Origin of the sequence: Lentzea sp. HUAS TT2 (genome assembly GCF_051853195.1) — a bacterium.
In the GTDB taxonomy this organism is placed as follows: Bacteria; Actinomycetota; Actinomycetes; order Mycobacteriales; family Pseudonocardiaceae; genus Lentzea.
The window spans coordinates 1150625-1167726 of record NZ_CP196667.1 but is presented as its reverse complement, the minus strand read 5'-3'; the positions used below and the strand labels follow the sequence as shown (position 1 = coordinate 1167726).

Genomic DNA, 17102 nt, shown 5'->3' with positions numbered 1-17102 from the left:
TTCACTCCTCGGCGAGGATGGCGTACAGCTTGCGCCGCAGCTCGTTGTAGAGCTCGACCGTGCGGGTCTTCTGCTCGGGCGTGCCCGCGTGGGAGATCTGCTCCATCGCGGCGCCGAGCAGGTGGACCGCTGTGCGCAGTTCGCCGTCGACCGGGTCGAGCTGGAACTCGATGTCGCGCCAGGGCGGGGCCGGGTGCTCCGCCCTGCCGTGCTCGGTCACGGTGAACAGCTTCTTGCCTCCTTCTTCCAGTGCGGAGACGAGGCCTTCGTCGGCGAGCATCTGCAGCGTCGGGTAGACCGAGCCGGGGCTCGGGCTCCACACGCCGCCGGTGCGCCTGGCGATCTCCTGAATGATCTCGTAGCCGTGCATCGGCCGTTCTGCCAGCAAGGACAGAACCGCCGCCCGGACGTTGCCGCGCCTCTGGCGGCCGCCCCTGCCGCCGCCCCCGAAGGGACCGCGGCGATGCCTGTGGTGGTGCTCTCTGTGGTGTGGTTTCATCATCATGTCGCTAACGATATATCGGAACCTATCGCGATGCAACGGTCTTGTGTTGGTGAAGTTCGTGGGACACTAGATGTGCTATGACCTCGCTTCCCCTTGTCTTCGACGCGCCCAAGCGCGGCCTGCCGCCGCGCCACCTGGTCGACCTCTCGCCCGCTCAACGCGCGGAAGCCGTTGCGGCCCTTGGCGAGAAGCCGTTCCGGGCGAAGCAGCTGTCGAACCACTACTTCAGCCGCCTGACCGTCGACCCTGCCGAGATGACCGACATCCCGGCGGGTACGCGGGACAAGCTCGTCGCCGACCTGATGCCGCCGTTGTTCACGGTCGTGCGCAAGGTCACTGCCGACGAGGGCACGACGTCGAAGACGTTGCTGCGCGCGCACGACGGCACGCTCATCGAGTCCGTGCTCATGCGCTACCCGGACCGCGCGACGCTGTGCATCTCGTCGCAGGCCGGCTGCGGCATGGCGTGCCCGTTCTGCGCGACCGGCCAGGGCGGCCTGCAGCGCAACCTGTCGACCGCGGAGATCGTGGACCAGGTGCGGATGGGTGCCGCCGCCATGCGTGACGGCGACCTGCCCGGTGGTCCCGGCCGGCTGTCGAACATCGTGTTCATGGGCATGGGTGAGCCGCTCGCGAACTACAAGCGCATCCTCGAGGCCGTTCACCGCATCTGCGACCCGGCGCCGGACGGCCTGGGGATCTCGCAGCGGCACGTCACCGTGTCGACCGTCGGTCTCGTGCCGGCGATCAAGAAGCTGACCGAGGAGAACCTGCAGGTCCGCCTCGCGGTGTCGCTGCACACGCCGGACGACGAGCTGCGCGACACGCTGGTGCCGGTCAACACGAAGTGGAACGTCGCCGAGGTGCTGGAGGCGGCCCGCGGGTACGCCGACAAGACCGGGCGGCGCGTCAGCATCGAGTACGCGTTGATCCGCGACATCAACGACCAGGGGTGGCGTGCCGATCTGCTCGGCAAGAAGCTGCGCAAGCACCTGGGGCAGTTGGTGCACGTGAACCTGATCCCGCTGAACCCGACGCCGGGCAGCAAGTGGGACGCGTCGCCGAAGCCTGTTGAGCGGGAGTTCGTGCGGCGGGTGCGTGAGCAGGGTGTCGAGTGCACCGTGCGGGACACGCGCGGGCAGGAGATCGCCGCGGCCTGCGGTCAGCTCGCCGCCGAAGGCTGAAATCGCTAGCTCGAACTGCTGACCTGGCGTTACCGTCCCCGCGATGAAACTCGAGGGGGAACGCTGGCGCACGCTCGTCAGCGCGGTGAGGCTGGGCAAGGACGAGTACCGAGTGGTGCGGCCTGCCCGGCCGTTGCGTCATGCGCCGCTGTACGAGGGCTACATGGGCGTCGAGGCGTGCGTGGACAAGTCGGCGGCGCTCGAGATCGGCATGGCGTGGGCGTTCGCGATGCGGTCGCCGCGCACGTTGGTGTACCTGCCGTTGCGGCAGAGCGACTGCGAGTGCCGGCGGGGCGATGGGCCGTCGTTGGATCTGGTGCTGCTGCACCACAGCCTCGGGTTTCGCCTGTCGAAGTGGAAGGACGTGCGCGCCAAGCTCCGGGGTGGACGGCCGCACACCGTTGTCTGCCAAGGGTTGCGGCAGGACCGCGATGAGCCGGCCTACTGGGGGAACGAGGAGCTGCTGCGCGGCGACGTCGTGGCCGGTACCGCGTTCGTCGTCGGAAGCAGGCCCGCGTTCCAAGTGGGTGGGCAGGCGTTTCGGCAGCTTGTCGAAGACTGTCCGCGGCACATGCACGAGGTTCCTGGCACCCACTGTTGTGCCGAGGTCACGAAGGATGAGCAGTGCTGGAAGTGGCTGCACGTCGTGTACTGCGATGAGCACAGGGTGAGCACGCGCCGATGAAACTCGAGGGGGAACGCTGGCGCACGCTCGTCAGCACAGTGCGGCTGGGCAGGGACGAGTACCGGGTGGTGCGGCCGGCCAAGCCGTTGAAGCACGCGCCACTGTACGACACGTGTGACGCGTATCTCGGCGTGCAGGTGATCGTGGACAAGGCTGCGGCACGTGAGCTGGCGATGGCGTGGGAGTTCGCCATGCGGTCGCCCAGGACGTTGGTGTACTTGCCGTTGCGCGAGACCGAGTGGGAGTGCCGGGGGCTCGGGGACGGCGATGAACCGTTGCTGGACCTCGTGTTGATGCACCACAGTCTCGGCTTTCCGCCGTCGCGGTGGAAGGAGGTGCGGGCACGGCTCGGGGCCGGCAGGCCGCACACCGTCCACAGTAGAGGGTTTCCGTCGATCGACGGTCTGCTGACGCCGGACTACCAGCCGCTGCGTCGTACGTATCGCGACCTGGTGCGGCATCACTTCGCGGCGGACACGTTGTTCCTCACCGGCAGCTGGAAAGCGTTCGCGCTCAACGGGGACGAGTGGCGGCGGCTGGTCGAGGACGGGCCCCGGCAGATGCATGAGAACCCCGGTGGCCACTGCTGTGCGGAGATCAAGGTCGAGCGGGACTGGGACTGGATGCACGTCGTCTACTGCGATGAGCACCGGGTCAGCGCGAACGCCTGACACTGGGCGTGGGCACGACCTGGCGATCGAAGATGACGGTGAGGTGCTGGTCCTCACCGTCACCGACGGGCCGCGGAGGCGGCGAGCGGCTCTACTGCTGGGCCAGCCTCTGAGCCTGTTGCCAGAGGTTGGGTCCGTTCCTAGCCCGAGCGACCCCGCACCTGGCCCTTCTGGCGTCTGCAAGTACCACTCAACTCAACATCAACAGGCACATTCCTACCACCAACAGGCTTGCGAGGCCCCGAGCGCACGGCGCCTGTTCGTCAGGCGGCGAACAGGTTGGGTGTGGTTGACGGCGATTCGATCAAGAGTTGGTGGTACTTGCAGACGCCTCGGCCCCGACTAGGACACGAGGTTTCGGACAAGGCCTCTTGTCAGGTGCTTAGGGCTGCTTCACCTCGGTCAGCGCGCCGGTCGCCACGTCGAACACGAAGCCGCGCACCGAGTCCTTCACCGGCACGAACGGGTTGCCGAGGATCCGCGCGAGTGACTGGCGCACGTCCTCTTCCAGGTCACCGAAAGCCTCGGCGGACCAGGAGGGCTTGATGCCCACCTCGTCCTGGATCGAGCGCTTGAACTCGTCGTCGGTGAACGTCAGCATGCCGCAGTCGGTGTGGTGGATGAGGATGATCTCGCGCGTGCCGAGCAGGCGCTGGCTGATGGCGAGCGAGCGGATCTCGTCCTCGGTCACGACGCCGCCCGCGTTGCGGATGACGTGCGCCTCGCCCTCGTTCAGGCCCAGCACGCGGTAGACGTCGATGCGGGCGTCCATGCAGGCGACGACGGCCACGTGCTTGGCGGGCGGCAGGGGGAGGGGGCCGGAGAACTGTGCGGAGTAGAGGGCGTTGTTGGCCAGCAGTTCGTCGGTGACCGACATGGTTGTGGTTCCTCTCACCTGGGGTTGCGCTTGAGCCAACTGCCGTATGCGCATACGTGCAACTGGGCCCAGAAGGTGAGAAACGCCCTCACTCCGACACAAGCTGGGGCCGAGATGTCAGGAAAGCTGCCAGTTCTGGTTCGCGCCTCCCGTGCACGTCCAGATGTTCAGCCTGGTGCCGTCAGCGGAGGAGTTGCCGGCGGCGTCGAGGCACTTGCCTGACTGCGGGTTGCGCAAGGTGTTTCCCACGCGCGACCACACTTGGGCTCCGCTGCCGTTGCACGTCCACAGGTGCACGATCGTGCCGTCGGCGACGCCGGATCCGTTGACGTCCATGCACTTCCCCAAGGCGCGCAACGTGTCGCCGACGCGTGACCACTGCTGGGCGCCGGTGCCGTTGCAGCCCCAGAGCTGGATCGTGGTGCCGTCCGCGGTGCCGGAGTTGCTGACGTCGACGCACTTTCCGCCTATGCCGACGATCGCGCCGGAGCCGGACGAGGTCAGGAACTGGCTGCGCGCCACGTTCCAGTGCGTCGCCAGGTAGGAACCCGAGGCGGGGTTGGTGTGGAAGTAGTCGTCGCCGCCGCAGTCGAGCTGGTTCTCGGGGGCACCGGGGCAGACGTTCACCAGGCCGCCGGGCGGGTTCGGGACGCCGCCGTCGTTGTAGCACATGATGTCCTGGTCGTCCCAGCAGTGACCGAACGCCGAGGAGTGCGGTGCCGAACGCTGCACGGCGCCCAGCGTGTGCAGCAGTTCGTGGCCGCTGGCCTGCCACGTCCAGCAGCCCGTTCCCACTGCGGCGTAAGAAGGTCCTGAGTTGTAGCCGTTGTCGGCGCCGGGGCGGTCGTCGCCCGGTGCGCCCCACGCCACGCCGCAGCCGTCGGAGTCGTGCCAGAACAGGTACTTGCGATCAGTGCGGTTGTAGCCACGCGCGGCCAGTTGATCGGCTACGGCTGAAGGGGACGACATCGCCGACTGAGACACGACAACGTTGTCGACCTTCGCGCGGCAGTCGGCCTGCGTCACGAAACGCACGTGCCGGACGCCGCCGCCCAGGCGTGAGGCCGCCTCGACGAACGAGTTGTCGATCTGGTCGGCGAACGTCTGGAACTGGCCCACGAGCTGCGAGTACCGGTCCGCGGACTGGTCGCCGCGCACGTACACGGCCTGAACGCGCTTGCCGCTCACCCCGTCGCCGTCACACACGACGGACTGGACCGAAAACCCGGGGGAAGGCTGCCGGAACTCGTCCGGCAGGTCGTCCACGATCGGACTGAGCAGGGACAACGCCACGAGCAACACGCCAAAAGACATGACAGACCGCCTTCAACGCGATGACAGGGAAGCGGTCTAGACCATCTCGAACGGTAGCGAACCCCGCACGCACTGTCAGCGGACAGAACCGGACAGGAAACCGGTCGACCCGGTCGTGCGGCTACCATGCGGCGTCGTGGGGGATGAAACAAGGCTGGTCGCGGGCCGATACGCGACGCTCAGAGAGCTGGGCCGGGGCGGCATGGGGGTCGTCTGGCTCGCCGAGGACAGGGTCATCGGACGGCAGGTCGCGCTCAAGGAGCTGCGGACGACCGAGACCGAGCGGGTGCTGCGGGAGGCCCGCACAGCAGGCCGCTTGAACAGCCCGAACGTCGTCGGCATCTACGACGTCATCGTCGAGCACGGCGCGACGTACCTGGTCATGGAGCTCGTCGAGGCGCCCACGCTCTCCGAGGTCATGACCCGCAGGAGCCTCACCGAGGACGAGGTCGCGAACATCGGCCTGCAGACGCTCAACGCGCTGGAAGCGGCGCATGCGGCGGGCATCGTGCATCGGGACGTCAAGCCCAGCAACATCATGGTGCTTCCCGACGGACGCGTGAAGCTCGCCGACTTCGGCATCGCCCGCGCGATGGACGATCCGGGGCTGACGGCGACCGGCGGCATCATGGGTTCGCCCGGTTACATGGCGCCGGAACTGTTCGCTGGCAAGCAACCTTCCCCGGCGAGCGACCTGTGGGCGTTGGGCGCCACCATGTTCCACGCCGTCGAGGGCCGTTCCCCGTTCCAGCGCGACACGACCGCGGCCACGATGCACGCGATCATGTACGAGGAGCCGGTCCTGCAACGGACCAGGGGCCCGCTCGCCGACACGATCATGGCGTTGCTGAGCCAGGACGACACCCGCCGGCTCACGGCGACCCAGCTGCGGGAACGGCTCAGCGGCGCCACCGCCGTGGTCAAGCCGCTGTCGCCGTCCGAGCAGACCGTCGTCATCGAACCGGTCACGAGCTACGTCACGCCGAACACGCCGACGCACGCGGACTGGGACGAGAAACCCAAGTCCCGCAAGAAGATCGGTGTGTTCGCCAGTGCCGCGGCCGTGCTCGTGGTGATCGCGCTCACCGCGGTGTTCCTGCTCCAGCCGGAAAAGCAGCAGGGAATCGCGGCCGCGCAGCAGAACATCAGCGCGACGACGACGACCTCGGCGCCGCCGTCCAGCACGACCACCGCCAGCAGTTCCGCGGCGCCGAGCAGCAGCCAGGCGTCCAGCTCCGCGCCGTCGAGCACGCCGAAGTCGACCCAGGCGCAGGCCCAGCCGCCGCAGCAGACGACCCAGCCGAAGCCGCCGCGGCAGACCGTCGCGATCACCCGGTACATCAAGCAGGGCACGCCGTTCCACTTCAGCGGTGTGCCGGGCGTCGGGCCTCCCGCGGGCTTCACGGCCGAGAACACCGGCGGCCTCGGCAGGCTGCTGGTGAACCAGGAACCGGGCACCAAGAAGCTGTACGCCTGCCGCGTCAAGGTCAACGGGGACCCCATGACGTCGCCGTGGGCGGACTGCGAGAAGCAGGACAAGCTCGGCGAGCTCGGGTACGTCTTCGACCAGAAGCCGGCCGACGTCCCCGCGATGCCGTTGTACCGCTGCATCTACGAGGAGGCGCACTTCGACTCGCTCGACCCGAAGTGCGAGGGCTACCGGACCGAGTGGTCCTACGGCTGGGTCGTCACCGGTTGACAGCGGGTTCCAGGCCGAGGGGTTCGGAGCTGTCGAACGTCTCGCGCGCCTCGGCCACGGACTCGTAGTTCTTCTGCGCCCACAACCTCAGCGCGGCCAGCGGCTCGGTGACGCTGCGCCCGAGCTCGGTCAGCTCGTACTCGACGCGCAACGGCACCGAGGGGTAGACCGTGCGCGTGACGAGCCCATCGCGCTCCAGCGTGCGCAACGTCTGCGTGAGCATCTTCTGGCTGACGCCCTCCAGCCGGCGCTTCAGCTCGCCGAACCGCTTGGGTCCGTCCTCCAGATCGCCGATCACCAGCGCCGTCCACTTCGATGCGACCATGTCCAGCAGGTCGCGGCACGGGCACATCTTGAGATAAACGTCCCTGATCACGGCTAGTTTCTACCAGGTACCTAGTGCACAAGATAGTGCCTGATTGCGAACAGAGACCTGCTCTCTCATGCTTGAAGCCATGCGAGCGATCATCCAGAACGAGTTCGGCGGCCCCCTGACCCTCACCGACGTGCCGAAGCCGTCGCCCCTCCCGACGGAGGTGCTGGTCAGGGTGCACGCGGCCGGCGTCAACCCGGTCGACTGGAAGACCAGTGCCGGCAGCGGCATGGCCGGGATGCAGACGCTGCCGTTCATCAACGGCTGGGACGTGTCCGGTGTGGTCGAGGAGGTCGGCTTCGGCGTCACGACCCTCAAGGCTGGCGACGAGGTCTACGGCATGCCGTGGTTCCCGCGCGCCGCGAGCGCCTACGCCGAGTACGTCACCGCGCCGTCGCGCCACTTCGCGAAGAAGCCGAAGAGCCTCACCCACGTCGAGGCGGCCGCACTGCCGCTCGCCGCGCTCACCGCGTGGCAGGTCCTGGTCGACACGGCGGACGTGCAGCCGGGGCAGAAGGTGCTGGTCACGGCCGCGGCCGGCGGGGTCGGCCACCTCGCGGTCCAGATCGCGAAGGCGCGCGGTGCGTATGTCATCGGTACGGCGCGCGAGCCCAAGCACGCGTTCCTGAAGGAGATCGGCGCCGACGAGGTGATCGACTACACGGTGGGCGACTACGCCGGGACCGACGTCGACGTGTTCGTTGATCTCGTCGGCGGCTCGTCACCGGCGTCGGTGCGGCCCGGCGGGTTGTTCGTCGGCGTGCCGTCCGGAGTGGACAGGCCGATCCGCGGCGACATCAGGACCAGTCCGATCCTGGTCGAACCCGACCGCGCCGGCCTGCAGGCGATCGCGGCGCTGGTCGAGTCGGGCGAGCTCAGGGTGCACGTCGACGCGACGTTCCCCCTGGAAGACGCCGGAAAAGCACATGCCCTGGGCGAGACGGGCCGCACCCAGGGCAAGATCGTGCTCGAGACGCTCTAGCGGCGCCAGGACGTGCGGCGGCGAGCCGTGTCCCACACCAGGAACGCGATGATCGTGACGCCGGTGGCGATGAGGAAGATGTTCTCGGTCTTGCCGTGGTGGTTGCCGATCAGCATCAGGAAGCAGAAGCCCGCCGAGAGCCATCCCGCGATGCGGGTGCCCTTGGGGAACGTGCCGTGCCAGCCCCACTCGTGCGACGGCTCCTCGTGAGGGTCGACGGCAGGACGCTTGTCCAGTTCCGAGGACGTAGCCACGGTTTCCTCCACTGCTCATCCGGTTACGGGGTCATCGTCGCACATGACGGCGAGCACGGAGGTGTGAGGTCGCGCGCGCACGACTGACGAGCGAGGTCGCGCGGGTCTAGGCTCGTCGAGGCCTACCCGTTCGATCTTGCGAAGGCGCCTCGACTTGACCGGCTTCTCTCCCGCCGAGGCCTCTGCCCCGGACACGTTCGCCCCCGTCGAGATCGGTCTCCACGGTGTGCGCAAGCGCTTCTCCGACCAGGTGGCGGTCGACGGCGTCTCGCTCAACGTCCACGAGGGCGAGTTCTTCTCGGTGCTCGGCCCGTCGGGCTGCGGCAAGACCACGGTCCTGCGCATGATCGCCGGTTTCGTCGACCCCGACGAGGGCCGCATCGAGCTCGACGGCAACGACATGGTGGGCGTCCCTCCGTACCGGCGGGACGTCAACACCGTCTTCCAGTCGTACGCGCTGTTCCCGCACATGTCGGTGTGGGACAACGTCGCCTACGGCCTCAAGCGCAAGAAGATCCGCGGCGACGAGCTGAAGAAACGGGTCGGCGAGCACCTCGAACTGGTGCGGCTGTCGCAGTTCGCCAAGCGCAGGCCCACGCAGCTCTCCGGCGGGCAGCAGCAGCGCGTCGCCATCGCCCGTGCGCTCGCCGCCGGTCCGCAGCTGCTTCTGCTGGACGAACCGCTCGGCGCACTCGATGCCAAGCTCCGCAAGGAACTGCAGATCGAGCTGATGCGCATCCAGCGCGAGGTCGGCACGACGTTCCTCTACGTCACGCACGACCAGGAGGAGGCGCTGGTCCTCTCGCACCGCATCGCCGTGATGAACGCGGGCAAGATCGAACAGGTCGGCTACCCGGAGGACGTCTACGAACGTCCCGCGACCCGGTTCGTGGCCGGGTTCATCGGCACGTCCAACATCCTCGACGCCGAGGTATCCGGTGTGGACGGTGAGTTCGTCGCGCTGACGGCTCCCGGCGCCACGAACCTGCGCGCCAAGCTCTCCGGCAGCGTCGGTCACGGCCGCAAGGTCGCCGCGACCGTGCGGCCGGAGAAGGTGCACCTGTTCAACGAGACAGCCGAGCCGCCGACCGGCTGGTGCGTGCTCCAGGGCGTCGTCCAGGACGTCGTCTACACCGGCGTTTCCACGCAGTTCGTGGTCGACACCCCTGGTGGCGTGCTCACCGCGTTCGTGCAGAACGCCCAGCGCATCGACGACGCGGGAGCGCCCGGCCAGTCCGTGCGGATGGCCTGGGACCCCGAGTTCACCGTGCTGCTGGAGCAGAAGGATGGCTGAGCAGGTCCGGATCGCCCGGCTGTGGGACGTCGGCAGCCCGCGGGTGACCCGGCGCGCGATGCTGGGTTCGATGGCGTTCTTCGCGCTCGCCGCCTGCGCGGTGGGTCCCGCACCCACGAACACCGGCGGGACCAGCGGTGCAGGCAAGGCGACGAACCTCCGGAACGAGCCCAAGCTCAACTTCTACAACTGGACCGACTACATCGCGCCGGAGACGTTGCCGGGCTTCACCTCCGTCAGCGGCGTCGAGGTCACCTACGACAACTTCTCCACCAACGACGAGATGGAAGCCAAGATCGCGTCCGGTCAGGCCGGTTACGACCTGGTGGTGCCGAGCGACAACTTCCTGCGCCGCTTCCTGAGGTCGGGCCTGCTCCAGCCGCTGGACCACGACGCGATCCCGAACCTGCGCAACCTGGAGCCGCGGTTCGTGGAGGCCGAGTACGACCCCGGCAACCAGTACTCCGTGCCGTGGGCCTGGGGCACAACGGGTCTGGCGTACTCGAAGTCGCAGATCGGCGGCGACGTCACCGGGTTCGACGCCTACGACCTGCCGAACGCCCAGGGCCGCAGCACGATCCTCGACGAGGCCCGCGACGGCATGGCCATCGGGCTGCTCAAGCTCGGCCACGACCCGAACACCACCGACCCGGGGCAGATCGACGACGCGGCGAACTTCCTGCTGTCGTTGAAGAAGAAGCTCGGCCAGATCACCTCGGACGTGATCGAACCGCTCACCTCCGGCCAGGTGCGGCTCGCGCAGTCCTACTCCGGTGACGCGTTCCAGGCGCGCGAGACCAACGACGACATCGGGTACGCCATCCCCACCGAGGGCGGGCTGTCCTACGTGGACCTTCTCGTCATCCCGAACGACGCGCCGCACGCCGAGAACGCGCACCGGTTCATCGACTACGTCCTCGGCGCGGAGGCAGGTGCGGCGCTGTCCAACGCCGTCCGGTACGGCAGCCCCAACGCCGCCGCGAAGCCGTTGATCGACAAGGAGCTGCTGAACGACCCGGTCGTCTACCCGCCGGAGGAACAGCTGAGGAAGCTCCCGTTCACCAAGGACCTCGGCGGCGACGCCGAAGCGCTCTACGCCGACGCCTGGACGAAGGTCAAGACCGGCTGACGGGGAAGTTCCGCATCCCCCGGATCACCACGGAGTCGCGGAACCTGACCGGGCCTGTCTGCCGCAGGTCCGGCATCCTGCGGGCCAGCGCGCGGAACGCCACCTCGCCCTCCATGCGGGCGAGCGTCGCGCCCAGGCAGTAGTGGATGCCGCTGGAGAACGCGAGGTGCTCCGGCTTGTGCACGCGCATCACGTCGAACTTGTGCGCTTCCGGGTAGACCTCGGGATCGCGGTTCGCGGCGCCGATCAGCAGCGTCACCATCTCGTCCCGGCCGATCCCGTCGACCTGCTCGTGCGCGATCCGGCTGGTCAGCTGCACCGGCGGCGCCCACCGCAGCGTCTCCTCGACCACCGCGGACGCGAGTTCCGGGTTTGCCTTGAAGAGCTTCCACTGCGCAGGGTGGTCCAGGAGCGCGCGCGTGCCGTTGCCGATCAGGTTCACCGTGGTCTCGAAGCCCGCGACCAGCAGCAACACCAGCGTGCCGAGCATCTCCTGCGCGGTCAGCCGTTGCTCGGCCTCGGCGGCGACGAGCGAGCTGATCACGTCGTCGCCGGGCGTTCGGCGACGTTGCGCGATGAGCCGGTCGAACAGGTCCAGCACCTTGTCGTTGGCGCTGGCCATCTCCGCGGTGACGCCCGAGTCGAACGAGGCGGCGACGAGCGCGCCGTAGTCGGCGAACTCGGCCGTGTCGGCGTCCGGGATGCCCAGCAGGTCGCTGATCACCGAGATCGGCAGCGGCGCCGCGAAGTCCGTGATCAGGTCGAACTCGTCTTCGTCCAGCAACGACTCCGCGACCTTCTCGACGCGCGTGCGGTACTCGTCGATCTTCTTCGGGCTGAACGCCGGCGTGGCGATCCGGCGCAGCCGCGTGTGGTCGGGCGGGTCGAGCTCCAGGAACGACTCGGGCAACAGGCTGCCGTTGGCCGGATAGGTGCCGTCCGCGTACCTGACGCCGAACCGGCGGTCGCGCAGGATCTTGTTGGCCAGCGGATGGCTCGTCGTCAGCCACATGCCGTTGTCGCGCGTCAGTGGCCCTTGCGCGCGTAGCCGTTCATAGATCGGATGCGGGTCTTCATGTCCGGTCAGTTGCTCCAGCATTTGCTACCCCCTCGAACACCGTGGTGAGCACGAACCGGGGAGCGTCCAGCGGCGCGAGACGGCCGTAGTTGATCGCTTCCCAGGCGTTGAAGAGCCCGGCGTAGAGGGTGTGCAGGATCCACCACGCGGGCAGGTCGCGGCGCAGCTTGGTGCCCTGCAGCCGGGTGATCAGGTCGAGCACGGGCCGGTCCATCTCCTCGATGCGCGTCCGCAGCTCGTCGTCGCGTTCCAGGCCGGGGAAGCGGAGCAGGAACTCCACCCGCGGGCCGAGCGCGACCAGGCGCGTCATGAGGTCCTCGATCGCGTCGTCCGCGGCGAAGTCGACCTCGCACGAGACGGACTCGATCAGGTCCAGCGCGTCGTTCGCGACCGCGCGCACCAGGTCCGCGCGGGTCGGGAAGCGCTTGTGGAGTGTGGTCCTGCCGACACCGGCGGCGCGGGCTACGTCGCTCAGGGACGCCGTCGGGTCCTTGAGCAGCACGGACGTCGCCGTCTGCAGCAGGTGAACACTCATGTTCACAACGGTACACGGATGTTCACTCGGCTTGGTGGTCGAAATCGGCGAAGCCCATTTCGACCACCAAACGAACTTCGTCTTCTAGAAGTGTCACTGGCAGGATGTGCTTCCGTGTTTCGACGCTGGCTGAAGGCCAACGCCCTCCTCGCCCCCACCGGGCTCTGGCTGGGGTTCTTCCTGATCGCGCCGCTCGTCGTGGTCGTCGAGTTCAGCTTCGCGACCCGCCACACCGGGGTCGCCCGCGCGGTGCTGCCGTGGACGACGCAGGCGTACCTGACGGCGCTGGACCCGGCGTTCCTGCCGATCTTCGGGCGGACCCTGCTGTACGCGGGCGCGACGACTCTCGCGTGCCTGCTGCTCGGGTTCCCGCTGGCGTGGTTCATCGCGCGGTACGGCGGGCGCTATCGGACGGCACTGCTCGCGGCGGTGCTGATCCCGTTCTGGTCGAGCTACCTCGCGCGGATCTACGCGTGGAAGGCGCTGCTGGACGGCGAAGGGCTCGTGAACACCGTGCTCGGGTGGGTCGGGCTGGACCGTGACGGTGGATTCCTGCTCACGCACGGAGCAGTGATTCTCGGTCTGACGTACGGCTTTCTGCCGTTCATGGTGTTGCCGCTGTACGTGGCGTGCGAGCGGTTCGACGTCCGGTTGATGGAGGCGTCGTACGACCTCGGGCACGGGCGCGTGTCGACGTTCTTCCGCGTCGTACTGCCAGGGGTGATGAGCGGCGTGCTGGCCGGGTCGCTGCTGGTGCTGGTGCCCGCGGCCGGTGACTTCGTGACGCCGAAGCTGCTCGGCGGGGTCGAGCAGTCGACGTTCGGGTCGGTGATCGACGACCAGTTCCGCGGCGGCAACAACTGGCCGCTGGGTTCGGCGATGGCCGTGCTGCTGCTCGTGCTGGTGGTGTTCGTGCTCGTGCTGCGCGGGCGGCGTGGGGAGGACGTGCTGTGAACCGTCGTCCGTGGGCGCTCGGCGCTGTGGTGGCGCTGGTCTTCCTGTTCTTGTACGCGCCGATCGCGTGGCTCGCCATCGCGTCGTTCAACTCGTCGCGGTCGTTGTCGCGGATCAGCGGGTTCTCGCTGCAGTGGTACGCGGAGCTGGCCGACGACACGCGCGTCTTCGCCTCTCTGCAACTGACCCTGCAGCTCGCGCTGGCGTCGGCGGTGATCTCGACGGTGATCGGGACGCTGGCGGCGTTCGGGCTGCGGCGGGCGTTTCCCGGTCGCGGGTTGTGGACGGTGTTGCTGTCGCTGCCGTTGGTGGTGCCCGAAGTTGTCATGGGCGTGGCGATGCTCGGGTTCTTCGTGAAGCTCGCGGGTGTGCCGCTGGGGTTCGGGGCGTTGCTGTTCGCGCACGTGGCGTTCTCGCTGAGCTTCGTGGTCGTCGTGGTGCGGTCGCGGGTGTCCGGAATGGACGTCCGGATGGAGGAGGCCGCGGCCGATCTCGGGGCGTCGCCGTTCGTGGCGTTCCGGACCGTGACGCTGCCGCTGGTGGCGCCCGCGGTGGTGGCCGGTGCGGCGTTCGCGTTCCTGCTGTCGTTCGACGACGTGGTGATCTCGTCGTACCTGACCGGCGTCGGATCGACGACGTTGCCGGTGTTCGTCTACGCGCAGGCGTCCAAGCGCGGGATCTCGCCGGAGATTGTTGCTTTGTCGACTTTGATGGTGACCGCCACGGCACTGCTGCTGATCATCGGCGTGGTGATCGCCTCGTGGCGTGCTCGCAAGTCGGGGTCAGCCGCTCAGCTGGTGTGAGCGTCAACTTTCGTCGCAGGGATTCGATACTCCAGCGTGCCGCGCGGACATGGGACGTCTCGTAGCTTGAAACCGTGATTACTGCTGTGCGGACCAGGGCTGAGGCGGCCGCCGCCGACACCCTGGCCCGGTTCCGGGCGCTGACGCCGGTGCGGCTCGTCGGCGACATCCTCGTGATGGTCGGCGCGATCCTGCTCGACCTGTGGCCGGGGCCGTGGGCGGAGACGAAGGCGTCGGGGTGGCTGCTCGTCGGGTACGTCGCGGTCTACCTGGTGCTGCTGCCGTTGCGGCACGTGCTGCCGGCGATGGTGATGATCGGCGCCGCGGCCGTCCCGTTCGGCGGGCCCGCGTTGATGGTGCTGGTGAGCTACACGGCCGGCCGCCGGATCGAGTCGTGGATCAAGGCGGTCGTGTCGACGGCGCTCACGTTCGTCGTCGTGTTGCTGCTGTGGGACTGGGACGCCCGGCCGCTCGACATCGAGCCCGTCTACGGGATGCTGATCCTGGTCACGATCTTCGGCGTCGGCGTGGCGCTGCCGTTCCTCGTCGGGCGGTACCTGGCGCAGCGCGAGGCGCTGGTGCAGGCGATGCAGGACCGCGAGGAACGCATGCGCGGCGAGCACAAGATGCTGTCGCGGCAGGTCCGTCTGCGCGAACGCAGCCGCATCGCGCAGGACATGCACGACAGCCTCGGCCACCGGCTGTCACTGATCTCCGTGCACGCCGGCGCCCTGGCCCTGGACCCGTCGCTGGGCGACAAGCAGCGCGAGGCGATCGGGGTGCTGCGCTCGGCGGCGTTGACCGGCATGGGGGAGCTGCGGTCGATCATCGGCGTGCTGCGCGCGGAGGACGGTCCCGACGACGACCCCGCGACGCGGACCGCGGAGTCCATCGACTCGTTGGTGAGCGACGCGCGCAAGGCAGGCGTTCTGGTCAGTCTGGTGCGCGGCGGGCAGGCACACCCGTTGCCGTCACGTGTCTCTCACGCCGCCTATCGCGTCGCACAGGAAGGCCTGACCAACGCCGCCAAGCACGCGCCGGGCGCCGCCGTGCAGGTGACGGTGAAGTACGAGCCGGACGCGCTGGTCGTGGAGGTGCGCAACAACCCGTCGCGCAACGGCTCGGCGGTCCAGGCGCCGGGCGTCGGCCTGATCGGCCTCACCGAACGCGTCCGCGTGGCAGGCGGAATCCTGCACGTCGGCGCGCTGCCGTCCGGCGGCTTCCGGATCGCGGCCGTGCTGCCGTACGAGGAGACGCCGCTCCCGGACGAGCCCGAGGACGAGCAGGACGAGACCGAGTCGCCGCGCGGCATCCGCAAGTGGGCGGGCATCGGCTCGATCGCGGGCGCGTCACTGGTGCTGACGACCATCATCGGCGGCTTCACCTACCTCGGCGCGCAGCCGGTGACCAAGGTCGTCTCGCAGGAGAACCTCGACCGGATCCAGGAGGGCCAGTCGGAGGCGGACGTGCTGAAACTCCTGCCGGCGGGCGACGAACCCCTGGTGGCGGACGGCGAACGCAGGTCGCAGGCCTCGCCGGAACCGCCCGGCGCCACCTGCGTCTACCACATCACCGACGAGCAGTCGTACCTCGCGAAGGGCACCCGAGTGGTGCGTTTCTGCTTCCGAGACGGCAAGCTGGTCGAGAAGAAGATCCACGTGCAGAGGACTGGTCAATGATCCGGGTGCTCATCGCCGACGACGAGCCGCTGATGCGCGCCGGCATCAAGGCCATCCTCGGCACCGCCGAGGACATCGAGCTCGTGGCGGAGGCGGGCGACGGCCGCGAGGCGCTGCAGATCGTGCGCGAACGCCGGGTCGACGTGGCCGTGCTCGACATCCGCATGCCCCGCATGGACGGCCTCGCGTGCGCCAAGGAGCTGCGGGTAGTGGCGCCTTCGGTGCGGGTCGTGATGCTGACGACGTTCGGCGAGGACGACAACATCGTGCGCGCGTTGTCCGACGGTGCTGCTGGGTTCCTCTTGAAGGACTCCGCGCCTGAGGAGCTGCTTCGTGCCGTGCGTGCCGTTCACAACGGTGAGGCGTACCTGTCGCCGATGGTGACTTCGCGCGTCGTTGGCATGGTGGCGACCTCAGGGCAGCCGAAGCGGCAGGAGGCGCAGAAGGCGGTCGAGGGGCTGACCGACCGCGAGGTCGAGGTGCTGGCGCTGCTCGGGCAGGGCATGTCGAACGCCGATGTCGGGGCGAAGCTGCACATGTCCGAGGCGACGGTGAAGACGTACGTGTCGCGGTTGCTGGCCAAGCTGGGGCTGACGAACCGGGTGCAGGCGGCGCTGCTGGCGCGGGACGCGGGCATCGCGAACTGACCTGCCACGAACGAAAAGGCCGTTCGGGTGTCACCCGAACGGCCTCAAACGTTTGAAGAGCCTAAACGCGACTGCGTCGACCCGTCACCAGGCGGTAGATGCCCAGCAGGATCAACGATCCGACGATGGCCAGCAGCCAGGTCCGGAGATCGAAGAACGAGCCCAGATCGGTCCCGAACACCGCGGATCCGATGAATCCGCCCAAGATCGCGCCGACGATGCCGATCAGCATCGTGATGATGATTCCGCCCGGGTCCTTGCCAGGCATGATGGCCTTGGCAATGGCTCCGGCAAGCAGACCGAGCACGATCCATCCGAGGATGCCCACGGAGAGTCTCCTTCCAACGACTTGACGCCGATGGAATGCCCTCGAACTGGCGACTTCACACCTTCAAGACCACTCCGTTATCAAAGTAACGGGCTGTGCCGGGCTCTCAGG

19 protein-coding genes are annotated in these 17102 nt (G+C 68.2%); 11 read left to right on the top strand and 8 right to left on the bottom strand.

Annotated features, from left to right (window positions below; genetic code table 11):
- Position 1 precedes the first annotated feature (1 nt).
- On the bottom strand, positions 2–505 hold the full coding sequence (locus ACSHWB_RS05855) for a PadR family transcriptional regulator (RefSeq protein WP_439661065.1): 504 nt from the start codon (positions 503–505) through the stop codon (positions 2–4).
- 77 nt (positions 506–582) lie between these two features.
- Between ACSHWB_RS05855 and rlmN the strand changes: the two genes are divergently transcribed.
- The 3 genes from rlmN to ACSHWB_RS05840 are packed head-to-tail and all read left to right on the top strand — an operon-like array spanning position 583 to position 3045.
- The gene (gene rlmN, locus ACSHWB_RS05850) at positions 583–1689 is read left to right on the top strand and encodes a 23S rRNA (adenine(2503)-C(2))-methyltransferase RlmN (RefSeq protein WP_439661064.1); all 1107 of its coding nucleotides are present in this window, start codon (positions 583–585) and stop codon (positions 1687–1689) included.
- A 43-nt stretch (positions 1690–1732) separates the two neighbouring features.
- Positions 1733–2374 (top strand): hypothetical protein, encoded by a 642-nt coding sequence (locus ACSHWB_RS05845; protein WP_439661063.1) that lies wholly within the window; start codon positions 1733–1735, stop codon positions 2372–2374.
- The gene (locus tag ACSHWB_RS05840; RefSeq protein WP_439661062.1) at positions 2371–3045 is read left to right on the top strand and encodes a hypothetical protein; all 675 of its coding nucleotides are present in this window, start codon (positions 2371–2373) and stop codon (positions 3043–3045) included. Before ACSHWB_RS05845 ends, ACSHWB_RS05840 begins: the two co-directional genes overlap by 4 nt.
- Before the next feature lie 382 nt (positions 3046–3427).
- Here the strand turns inward: ACSHWB_RS05840 and ACSHWB_RS05835 are convergent, their stop codons facing one another.
- Complete coding sequence (locus ACSHWB_RS05835; protein ID WP_439661061.1) at positions 3428–3922, bottom strand: beta-class carbonic anhydrase; 495 nt, start codon at positions 3920–3922, stop codon at positions 3428–3430.
- A 117-nt stretch (positions 3923–4039) separates the two neighbouring features.
- Positions 4040–5236, bottom strand: a complete 1197-nt coding sequence (locus ACSHWB_RS05830; protein WP_439661060.1) for a ricin-type beta-trefoil lectin domain protein — start codon at positions 5234–5236, stop codon at positions 4040–4042.
- A 136-nt stretch (positions 5237–5372) separates the two neighbouring features.
- Between ACSHWB_RS05830 and ACSHWB_RS05825 the strand changes: the two genes are divergently transcribed.
- A complete protein-coding gene (locus ACSHWB_RS05825; protein WP_439661059.1) occupies positions 5373–6935 on the top strand; it encodes a serine/threonine-protein kinase in 1563 nt (520 codons plus the stop codon).
- On the opposite strand, the gene ACSHWB_RS05820 is transcribed toward ACSHWB_RS05825, so the two are convergent.
- On the bottom strand, positions 6925–7287 hold the full coding sequence (locus ACSHWB_RS05820; RefSeq protein ID WP_439664528.1) for a winged helix-turn-helix transcriptional regulator: 363 nt from the start codon (positions 7285–7287) through the stop codon (positions 6925–6927). The genes ACSHWB_RS05825 and ACSHWB_RS05820 overlap by 11 nt on opposite strands.
- Before the next feature lie 103 nt (positions 7288–7390).
- Here ACSHWB_RS05820 and ACSHWB_RS05815 point away from each other — a divergent pair, with 103 nt between their 5' ends.
- Positions 7391–8290, top strand: coding sequence for an NADP-dependent oxidoreductase (locus ACSHWB_RS05815; protein ID WP_439661058.1), 900 nt, complete (start codon positions 7391–7393; stop codon positions 8288–8290).
- On the opposite strand, the gene ACSHWB_RS05810 is transcribed toward ACSHWB_RS05815, so the two are convergent.
- Positions 8287–8544, bottom strand: coding sequence for a DUF2631 domain-containing protein (locus ACSHWB_RS05810; RefSeq protein WP_360047324.1), 258 nt, complete (start codon positions 8542–8544; stop codon positions 8287–8289). The genes ACSHWB_RS05815 and ACSHWB_RS05810 overlap by 4 nt on opposite strands.
- A gap of 154 nt (positions 8545–8698) precedes the next feature.
- On the opposite strand from ACSHWB_RS05810, the gene ACSHWB_RS05805 reads away from it, so the two are divergent.
- Positions 8699–9838, top strand: a complete 1140-nt coding sequence (locus ACSHWB_RS05805) for an ABC transporter ATP-binding protein (RefSeq protein WP_439661057.1) — start codon at positions 8699–8701, stop codon at positions 9836–9838.
- Positions 9831–10967: a polyamine ABC transporter substrate-binding protein gene (locus ACSHWB_RS05800; RefSeq protein ID WP_439661056.1), complete on the top strand. Its 1137-nt coding sequence runs from the start codon at positions 9831–9833 to the stop codon at positions 10965–10967. The genes ACSHWB_RS05805 and ACSHWB_RS05800 overlap by 8 nt, the downstream gene beginning before the upstream one ends.
- Here ACSHWB_RS05800 and ACSHWB_RS05795 read toward each other — a convergent pair.
- Entirely contained in the window at positions 10954–12066 is a 1113-nt protein-coding gene (locus tag ACSHWB_RS05795; protein WP_439661055.1) for a cytochrome P450, read from the bottom strand. The two genes, ACSHWB_RS05800 and ACSHWB_RS05795, sit on opposite strands and share 14 nt — an antisense overlap.
- Positions 12041–12580: a TetR/AcrR family transcriptional regulator gene (locus tag ACSHWB_RS05790; RefSeq protein WP_439661054.1), complete on the bottom strand. Its 540-nt coding sequence runs from the start codon at positions 12578–12580 to the stop codon at positions 12041–12043. Before ACSHWB_RS05790 ends, ACSHWB_RS05795 begins: the two co-directional genes overlap by 26 nt.
- 114 nt (positions 12581–12694) lie before the next feature.
- Here ACSHWB_RS05790 and ACSHWB_RS05785 point away from each other — a divergent pair, with 114 nt between their 5' ends.
- From ACSHWB_RS05785 to ACSHWB_RS05770, 4 genes are all read left to right on the top strand, one after another.
- Positions 12695–13534, top strand: coding sequence for an ABC transporter permease (locus ACSHWB_RS05785; protein WP_439661053.1), 840 nt, complete (start codon positions 12695–12697; stop codon positions 13532–13534).
- Positions 13531–14337: an ABC transporter permease gene (locus tag ACSHWB_RS05780; RefSeq protein WP_439661052.1), complete on the top strand. Its 807-nt coding sequence runs from the start codon at positions 13531–13533 to the stop codon at positions 14335–14337. The genes ACSHWB_RS05785 and ACSHWB_RS05780 overlap by 4 nt, the downstream gene beginning before the upstream one ends.
- Positions 14338–14411: 74 nt before the next feature.
- Positions 14412–16016: a sensor histidine kinase gene (locus ACSHWB_RS05775; RefSeq protein WP_439661051.1), complete on the top strand. Its 1605-nt coding sequence runs from the start codon at positions 14412–14414 to the stop codon at positions 16014–16016.
- Positions 16013–16663, top strand: a complete 651-nt coding sequence (locus ACSHWB_RS05770) for a response regulator (protein ID WP_439661050.1) — start codon at positions 16013–16015, stop codon at positions 16661–16663. The genes ACSHWB_RS05775 and ACSHWB_RS05770 overlap by 4 nt, the downstream gene beginning before the upstream one ends.
- Positions 16664–16724: 61 nt before the next feature.
- Here the strand turns inward: ACSHWB_RS05770 and ACSHWB_RS05765 are convergent, their stop codons facing one another.
- Entirely contained in the window at positions 16725–16991 is a 267-nt protein-coding gene (locus tag ACSHWB_RS05765) for a GlsB/YeaQ/YmgE family stress response membrane protein (RefSeq protein ID WP_439661049.1), read from the bottom strand.
- Between the last annotated feature and the right edge of the window lie 111 nt (positions 16992–17102).

Bases quoted from the DNA above. Each gene is read 5' to 3' on its own strand.
- ACSHWB_RS05855 (WP_439661065.1), bottom strand. From the start codon at position 505: ATGATGATGAAACCACACCACAGAGAGCACCACCACAGGCATCGCCGC.
- rlmN (WP_439661064.1), top strand. From the start codon at position 583: ATGACCTCGCTTCCCCTTGTCTTCGACGCGCCCAAGCGCGGCCTGCCG.
- ACSHWB_RS05845 (WP_439661063.1), top strand. From the start codon at position 1,733: ATGAAACTCGAGGGGGAACGCTGGCGCACGCTCGTCAGCGCGGTGAGG.
- ACSHWB_RS05840 (WP_439661062.1), top strand. From the start codon at position 2,371: ATGAAACTCGAGGGGGAACGCTGGCGCACGCTCGTCAGCACAGTGCGG.
- ACSHWB_RS05835 (WP_439661061.1), bottom strand. From the start codon at position 3,922: ATGTCGGTCACCGACGAACTGCTGGCCAACAACGCCCTCTACTCCGCA.
- ACSHWB_RS05830 (WP_439661060.1), bottom strand. From the start codon at position 5,236: ATGTCTTTTGGCGTGTTGCTCGTGGCGTTGTCCCTGCTCAGTCCGATC.
- ACSHWB_RS05820 (WP_439664528.1), bottom strand. From the start codon at position 7,287: ATGTGCCCGTGCCGCGACCTGCTGGACATGGTCGCATCGAAGTGGACG.
- ACSHWB_RS05815 (WP_439661058.1), top strand. From the start codon at position 7,391: ATGCGAGCGATCATCCAGAACGAGTTCGGCGGCCCCCTGACCCTCACC.
- ACSHWB_RS05800 (WP_439661056.1), top strand. From the start codon at position 9,831: ATGGCTGAGCAGGTCCGGATCGCCCGGCTGTGGGACGTCGGCAGCCCG.
- ACSHWB_RS05795 (WP_439661055.1), bottom strand. From the start codon at position 12,066: ATGCTGGAGCAACTGACCGGACATGAAGACCCGCATCCGATCTATGAA.
- ACSHWB_RS05790 (WP_439661054.1), bottom strand. From the start codon at position 12,580: ATGAGTGTTCACCTGCTGCAGACGGCGACGTCCGTGCTGCTCAAGGAC.
- ACSHWB_RS05770 (WP_439661050.1), top strand. From the start codon at position 16,013: ATGATCCGGGTGCTCATCGCCGACGACGAGCCGCTGATGCGCGCCGGC.